Consider the following 274-nt stretch of genomic DNA (forward strand, 5'->3'; position numbering starts at 1 on the left):
GTGCCCGGCGTGCCTGTTGGCGAGGCTACATTGGTGACATACGTGCTACCGTTGAACGTCACCACTTGACCGGCTGGATACGTCGGAGCTACTGCTGGGTCAAATGCCACGATACCGCTGAACCCTACGCCGGTAGCTCCCGTCGCTCCCGTAATGCTTGCACCGGTGGCTCCAGTGACCCCGGCTGTGCCCGTGGCCCCAGTCACACCGGTTTCACCCGTCAATCCTGTTACTCCTGTGGCTCCGGTTACTCCAGCAATACCGGTTGCACCCG

The 274-nt window shown here is 61.7% G+C and carries 1 pseudogene; it reads right to left on the minus strand.

Annotation, left to right across the window (positions count from 1 at the left end):
- Window positions 1–274, minus strand: a pseudogene (locus M3629_RS28250) (hypothetical protein); the annotation flags it as partial.

Source organism: Paenibacillus polysaccharolyticus (genome assembly GCF_023714295.1).
GTDB lineage: Bacteria > Bacillota > Bacilli > Paenibacillales > Paenibacillaceae > Paenibacillus > Paenibacillus polysaccharolyticus_A.